Origin of the sequence: Thermococcus sp., from assembly GCF_027008145.1 — an archaeon.
GTDB lineage: Archaea > Methanobacteriota_B > Thermococci > Thermococcales > Thermococcaceae > Thermococcus.
Genome location: NZ_JALTCZ010000136.1, coordinates 1 through 6,348 on the forward strand (window position 1 = coordinate 1; position 6,348 = coordinate 6,348).

7 protein-coding genes and 2 pseudogenes are annotated in these 6,348 nt (G+C 53.3%); 4 read left to right on the top strand and 5 right to left on the bottom strand.

Annotation, left to right across the window (positions count from 1 at the left end):
* Together MVD07_RS06540 and MVD07_RS06545 are read left to right on the top strand one after the other, a co-directional pair.
* A pseudogene (locus MVD07_RS06540) lies at nt 1–315 on the top strand (transcriptional regulator); the annotation flags it as partial.
* Nucleotides 316–370: 55 nt separating this feature from the next.
* Nucleotides 371–1,078, top strand: a pseudogene (locus MVD07_RS06545) (alpha-amylase domain-containing protein); the annotation flags it as partial.
* Between the two features lie 55 nt (nt 1,079–1,133).
* Here MVD07_RS06545 and MVD07_RS06550 read toward each other — a convergent pair.
* The 3 genes from MVD07_RS06550 to MVD07_RS06560 form a co-directional block, all read right to left on the bottom strand.
* A complete protein-coding gene (locus MVD07_RS06550) occupies nt 1,134–2,576 on the bottom strand; it encodes an NAD(P)H-hydrate dehydratase (RefSeq protein WP_297499860.1) in 1,443 nt (480 codons plus the stop codon).
* A gap of 302 nt (nt 2,577–2,878) precedes the next feature.
* Complete coding sequence (locus tag MVD07_RS06555) at nt 2,879–3,085, bottom strand: hypothetical protein (protein ID WP_297499862.1); 207 nt, start codon at nt 3,083–3,085, stop codon at nt 2,879–2,881.
* A 159-nt stretch (nt 3,086–3,244) separates the two neighbouring features.
* Nucleotides 3,245–3,484, bottom strand: coding sequence for a hypothetical protein (locus MVD07_RS06560; protein WP_297499864.1), 240 nt, complete (start codon nt 3,482–3,484; stop codon nt 3,245–3,247).
* A 342-nt stretch (nt 3,485–3,826) separates the two neighbouring features.
* Between MVD07_RS06560 and MVD07_RS06565 the strand changes: the two genes are divergently transcribed.
* Together MVD07_RS06565 and MVD07_RS06570 are read left to right on the top strand one after the other, a co-directional pair.
* Complete coding sequence (locus MVD07_RS06565; protein ID WP_297499873.1) at nt 3,827–5,164, top strand: ornithine aminotransferase; 1,338 nt, start codon at nt 3,827–3,829, stop codon at nt 5,162–5,164.
* 30 nt (nt 5,165–5,194) lie between these two features.
* The gene (locus tag MVD07_RS06570; RefSeq protein ID WP_297499866.1) at nt 5,195–5,776 is read left to right on the top strand and encodes a hypothetical protein; all 582 of its coding nucleotides are present in this window, start codon (nt 5,195–5,197) and stop codon (nt 5,774–5,776) included.
* Here MVD07_RS06570 and MVD07_RS06575 read toward each other — a convergent pair.
* A complete protein-coding gene (locus MVD07_RS06575) occupies nt 5,773–6,060 on the bottom strand; it encodes a family 4B encapsulin nanocompartment shell protein (RefSeq protein WP_297499868.1) in 288 nt (95 codons plus the stop codon). The two genes, MVD07_RS06570 and MVD07_RS06575, sit on opposite strands and share 4 nt — an antisense overlap.
* A partial coding sequence (deoC, locus tag MVD07_RS06580; RefSeq protein WP_297499870.1) for a deoxyribose-phosphate aldolase occupies nt 6,057–6,348 on the bottom strand: 292 nt, incomplete at its 5' end. The genes MVD07_RS06575 and deoC, both read right to left, overlap by 4 nt.

Here is a 6,348-nt window from a genome sequence, read left to right on the forward strand (position 1 = left end):
GCCGACCCCGATGAAAGCATAGAGAAATTCAGACAGGCTTACCTTCAGGTCGAGGCGGATAAGCTCGTCCAGATACTGGAGAAGGCCGGGTTCAGAATACAGGACAGAATGAGGCTCGTTGAACTCGCCAAGCAGGTTCTTGATGAGATAGAAAGACGTTCACAACCTATCCTAAAGAAAGTCTCCCAGGCTGAGATAGAGCTGAGTGAAGTGGAGCTCTTCCATCTTCTCAACATGCTCGTTTTTCTTCAGAGCTGTGAGCTGTGTGAAAAATCCAAGGAAGTCAAAAGGATAATAAACTTAACGAGCGAATGACATCCTTAGCTGGATGAACTTTAATGTTCATCAGTGGACATTAACAGCAAAGTTTAAATATTTCACCATCAGTGATACAAATTAAGAACCCGTGCTTAGCCGTACACAGGAGTGTGCTTGGATGAGCGCCAAAAGCCCTCGTAGTTTTATTCCTCCTCCTGATAGCGGTCGGTATGACAGCGGCACCGACCAGTGGGGCCAAGTATTCAAGCCTCGAAGACGGCGGGGTCATAATGCAGGCCTTCTACTGGGACGTCCCGGCGGTGGAACAGTCGTTTCCCGCGACCCTTTCAAGGCGGTTACCTTCGTGGCCAACCACGACACCGACATAATCTGGAACAAGTATCCAGCCTACGCCTTCATCCTCACTTATGAGGATCAGCCGGTTATATTCTACCACGACTACGAGGAGTGGCTCAACAAGGATAGGCTCAAAAACCTCATCTGGATACACGACCACCTCGCCGGCGGGAGCACAGGCATAGTCTACTACGACAGCGACGAGCTCATCTTTGTCAGGAACGGCTACGGCGATAAGCCGGGACTCATAACCTACATCAACCTCGGTTCAAGCAGGACCGGAAGATGGGTTCAGATATCGAAGTTTGCAGGCTCGTGCATCCACGAGTACACGGGCAACCTCGGTGGGTGGGTAGACAGGTACGTCGATTCGAACGGCTGGGTCTACCTTGGGGCACCTCCTCACGACCCGGCCAACGGCCAGTACGGATACTCCGTCTGGAGCTACTGCGGAATTGGATGAGCTCCGCTTTTCTTTCCCAATTTTCTAAAGGAGTTGAAGTTGGGAGAATTTAAAATCAGAACTCCTCCACCCACTTCACGGCCTTTGGAACCTTTTTGACAACATCCAAAGCGGTGAAGTTCTCCCCTAATTCTTCCTTCACCATATCCCCAGCAAGACCGTTGAGGAAGGCACCAACGGAAGCGGCCCTCAGAGGCCCGTTCCCGAGCCCTAAAAGGGCCCCGACAAGACCCGCTAAAACGTCCCCGGTTCCGCCGGTGGTCATCCCCCTGTTTCCGGTCTTGTTGTACTTCCAAATTTCCCCATCACTGATGATATCATAGAGTCCCTTGAGGAGTACCACACCGCCTATTTCCTTAGCTTTTTGCATCACGAGCTCCGCCCTCTCACTGAGCGAACCCTCTGGCTTCACACCGAAGAGAGCCTTAAATTCGCCGGCGTGGGGTGTTAGAACGAAGCTCTTCCCCTTGAGAACGCTTAAATCCTCAGCGAGGGCCTTAAGTCCGTCCGCATCAACCACCATCGGCTTCTTACAACGCTTAACAAACTCCCGTACAAAGGCCTTTGTCCCCTCTTCAAGGCCGATCCCCGGGCCGATAACAACGGCGTCTGCCTTTTCGGCAAGTTTGATGAGGGTATCCACATGCCCCGGGGTGAAGTTCTCTCCCTCCACCGGACGGAGGATTAAGTCGGGGTCGTTTATTCTTCTCGCTGGGTATTCGGGCATCGCGAGGTAAACGAGATCGACGATGTAAGAAGCGGCCTTCAAGGCGAGGTATGGTGCGCCGAAGTAGTCCTCGCTTCCACCTATCACGAGCAGTCTGCCGTTCTGGCCCTTGTGCTGACCTTTCTTCCTCAGCGCGAACTTCGCATCGCCGGGGCCAACGAGGTGATGGAGCTCCCTTGGGTAGCCTATCTTGGCTATCACCCTCTCGAAGTCCTCGTATTCTTCCTTGTCCCACTGGAAGGTCACAACGAAGTCCGCTTTGACACGGATTTTCGAAGGATAGCCGCTCGGCAGGTCGATGCTGACTATTTTAGCTTTTCCCTCGTACTCGTTTATCTTCTCGATGGCGGAGCGAATTGGCTCCCTTGGCTCTCCCCTTGTTCCAGCCCCCAAGAGTGCATCGACGATGACGTCAAAGCCTGAAAGGTCGAGTGACCTTACGTAGGAGGAGTCCTTGAGTACTTTGATTTCCACGAAGTCCAGCCTTTTGAGGATCTCCCAGTTGTGCCTTGCCTCTTCGCTCCTTATCTTAGTCTCGTCACCGACAAGGAAAAGGGTAACCTCGTTGTCGAAGCTGAGATGCCTTGTCGCGACGAGACCGTCACCGCCGTTGTTACCGGTGCCGGAGAAAACGGCTATTCTGAGTCCCTTCCCAAGCCTCTCCTCAATAACTCTCGCAACACCAGCACCGGCGTTCTCCATGAGCTGGAACGGAGCTATCCCGAGCCACTTCGCGTTGACATCCCAGATGTAAACGTCTTCAATGCGCATAGGATCACCGGTTGAAATTAAATACTGAGAGTAAAAAAACCCATCGCTATTCCTCTCCTCCGACGATGCAGTAGAGTGGGAGTAAGGAGAGTATCGAGGCTATCTCAAAGAACGTCACAAGCCTGTCAAGCCTACCAATCAGGGAAATTACCGGGTAGTAGGTAAGGGCTTCACAGTAGTTCGTGACGGCATATATTTCGGGTAGTAGATTTATCCAGAACCCAACAACAAAATGGAAACTATAAAGACCGGAACCTCTCGGAGGAGGTCGTATTCCCGAGTTGGCTTCATACTCAACCCTCCTACGCTTTGGAAGTATATGCCATCAAGGAAAAGAACAGTGCAGAGAGAACTAAGAAAATCGCCGCCATATCGGCACCATACATATTCGTTGAGGACGGGACAGCCTTCCGGATGGCATAGTAGAGAACCGAAAAGCCCGAGACGAAGAGCACGACAAGGGCCAAGGCTATTTTCTTTATGAGCCCCTCAACCTCCTCGCAAGACATGAAACCACCGTTTTTATCCCAACAACCGAGGATATAAGCCTTACCCGAAAAAAGTACAACAACTCAAAGAAAGCCAGAGCCAAAAGAATGAAAACGTGCAGGAGAACCCGATGGAAGTTCCTTGCTCCATTCAACTTACTCCACCTCCGAGGTCCTTATTCAATACCCTCGGATGAGCAAAACTGCCATGAGAACGAGTGAACTGTACCAGAGGGAGGCCCAGAGGAGGGAGGGAGCCATTGTGGAAATCCCCATTCCAAAAAGAGCGGAAGGGAACTCCATGACGAGTGCCAAGGCAACGTAAACCTTCACAGGCCTTGAAGGCGGCCCGCCCAAAAAAAGCCCAAGGGCAAGCTCCAGAAAAGCCATAAAAGCCACGTAGCCAATCCATAGGTTCATCAGCGACCCTCCAAAAAATCCAGAAGTTGTACATGACCATCAGGTAGAGGGGATACGTGAAGGCGAAACCCCTCAGTAAAAGCCTCAAGAGGAGGAGAAGCCGAAGGGGACTATTTTGCTGAAGCTCCAGGGTAACCCCACCGACCATAGGATAGCACCTGAAAACTTTTGGTCGGTTATCTTTTACTTCAAACCTCAAATAGTTTCCGGCCATCTCCGGAGCGAAAATCGACCTAAAGACTCGCTCTTTTCCCCAGTTTTCCGAAAATTTTTCATCCAAAAATGTTCATTGATGAACATAGGGTTATATAGCGGGACTCCGACTTCATTCCGGTGATTGTCATGGTGGTTAGACCGAGCGTCAAAGAGCTCCCCGGACCAAAGGCCAAGGAAGTAATAGAGAGGAACTTCAAGTACCTCGCGACGACAACGCAGGATCCGGAGAACCTCCCTATAGTCATAGACCATGGGGAAGGGATTAAGGTCTACGACGTTGACGGGAACGTCTTCTACGACTTCGCAAGCGGTGTCGCCGTTATGAACGTCGGGCACGCACACCCGAGGGTTGTAGAAGCCATCAAGAGGCAGGCTGAGAAGTTCACCCACTACTCGCTCACGGACTTCTTCTACGAGAACGCCGTCGTCTTAGCTGAAAAGCTCATCGAGCTCTCACCTGGAGACTTCGAGAAGAAAGTGGTTTACGGGAACAGTGGCGCCGAGGCCAACGAGGCAGCGATGAAGCTCGTCAAGTACGGAACCGGAAGAAAGAGGTTCATAGCATTCTACCATGCATTCCACGGGAGAACTCAGGCGGTTCTTAGTTTAACCGCGAGCAAGTGGGTCCAGCAGGAGAGCTTCTTCCCGACGATGCCCGGCGTTGAGCACGTCCCCTACCCGAACCCCTACAGGAACCCCTGGGGGATAGACGGCTACGACGAGCCGGACGAGCTCATCAACAGGGTTCTCGACTTCATCGAGGAGTACGTCTTCCGCCACGTTCCGCCGCACGAGGTTGGGGCAATATTCCTCGAGCCGATACAGGGCGAAGGTGGTTACGTGGTTCCGCCGAAGAACTTCTTCAAGGAGCTCAAGAAGTTCGCCGATGAACACGGGATCCTCTTAGCGGACGACGAGGTGCAGATGGGCATCGGGAGGACCGGAAGGTTCTGGGCGATCGAGAACTTCGGCGTTGCACCAGATCTCATCCAGTTTGGAAAGGCCATAGGCGGCGGGCTTCCATTAGCGGGAGTCGTCCACAGGGAGGAGATAAGCTTCGACAAGCCCGGAAGGCACGCGACGACCTTTGGAGGCAACCCTGTGGCCATCGCTGCAGGAATAGAGGTCGTTGAGATAATTAAGGAGCTCCTCCCGCACGTCAGGGAGGTTGGGGACTACCTCCATAGATACCTTGAGGAGTTCAAGGAGAACTACGAAGTAATCGGCGACGCGAGGGGCATCGGGCTTGCCCAAGCAGTCGAAATAGTCAAGAGCAAGGAAAGCAGAGAGCGCTATCCGAAGCTCAGGGACAGGATCGTCAAGGAATCTGCAAAGCACGGTCTGATCCTGCTCGGCTGTGGGGACAGCAGCATACGCTTCATCCCGCCGCTCATCGTGACAAAGGAAGAGATAGATGTGGCCATGGAGATTTTTGAGGGGGCTTTGAAGGCCTCCCTCCGGTGAGGTTTTTAACCCCTTCCCCTACTTTTTACGGTGCGCAAGATGGTGGTGGCCAAGTATCTCCCCTGCACCCCACTCGTTGTCTTGCTCGCCTTTATCATCTACGTGTGGGTGAAGAGGAGGGAGGTAAAGAGCTTCCGCAGGCTTGTTTTGGGATCCTTATTGGCGCTCGCGGTTCCCTCTTCCTTAGGACTCTTCGGGATTGAGACGAACCTCGGGAAGATAACCCTAATCGACGTTGGTGTCATGTTCGTCGCCATGACATTCGGCCCGGCAATCGGGGCCCTCTCCGGAGCCGGCGCGGGGCTTGCCTTCCTAACTGGAAGCCCATATCTCATTCCCGTTGTTGTGGTTGCCCGCTCCCTTGAGGGCCTCCTCACCGGCTGGATGTCCAGAAACGGGAAGGGATTTTCAGCCCTAATCCTCGGCGGTGTGTCCGGTGGACTGGTAGCGACGGCCGTGATGGTGGCCTTCTACTACTGGAGTGGAGGAATCTGTGCGGCCTTAAGACTAACCTCCACAGTTCTCACCGAGGTAACAACAGGGATACTCCTCGGCACTGCCCTGAGCGGGAGCATAAGGAAGAGATACAGCGGGCTGGAGGAGACCATTTAAACGGTCAGGTTTTCGATCTGCTTCCAGACGTCCCTCTCTTCCAGCAGCGGCTCCACAGAGACCCTGTATGAGGCCTTTTTTATCTGGCCGAGGTAGTGAGAGTCCGCTATAACCGCGTCGTATCCGAGCTCCTCAATCCTGTATATCTTGAGGCCCTTGAACTCCATGAGTGCGTCCTTTGCGTGCTCAAGGAAGCCCGGGCCGGCCAGGATTATGTCGGGGTTCATGCCGTCCCCCTCAAGCTCCTGGATGGCCTTCTCTATGAGAACCTTAATCTCGTTCATTTCGGGACACCCTCAACTATTTTTACACCGCTCGACGTCCCTATCCTGTTCGCACCGGCCTTTATCATGGCCAGGGCCTGCTCGTAGGTTCTTATTCCACCGGCAGCTTTGACGCCCATGCCCTGCCCAACGACCTTCCTCATGAGCCTGACGTCCTCAACGGTTGCACCGCCGGTGCCGAAACCAGTAGAGGTCTTAACGAAGTCGGCCCCGGCTTCCTTTGCCAGCTCGCAGGCCTTTACCTTCTCCTCCTCTGTTAGGTAGCAGGTCTCAATTATGACCTTGACC

Bases quoted from the DNA above. Each gene is read 5' to 3' on its own strand.
- MVD07_RS06575 (WP_297499868.1), bottom strand. From the start codon at position 6,060: ATGAACGAGATTAAGGTTCTCATAGAGAAGGCCATCCAGGAGCTTGAG.
- MVD07_RS06550 (WP_297499860.1), bottom strand. From the start codon at position 2,576: ATGCGCATTGAAGACGTTTACATCTGGGATGTCAACGCGAAGTGGCTC.
- MVD07_RS06565 (WP_297499873.1), top strand. From the start codon at position 3,827: ATGGTGGTTAGACCGAGCGTCAAAGAGCTCCCCGGACCAAAGGCCAAG.
- MVD07_RS06560 (WP_297499864.1), bottom strand. From the start codon at position 3,484: ATGAACCTATGGATTGGCTACGTGGCTTTTATGGCTTTTCTGGAGCTT.
- MVD07_RS06555 (WP_297499862.1), bottom strand. From the start codon at position 3,085: ATGTCTTGCGAGGAGGTTGAGGGGCTCATAAAGAAAATAGCCTTGGCC.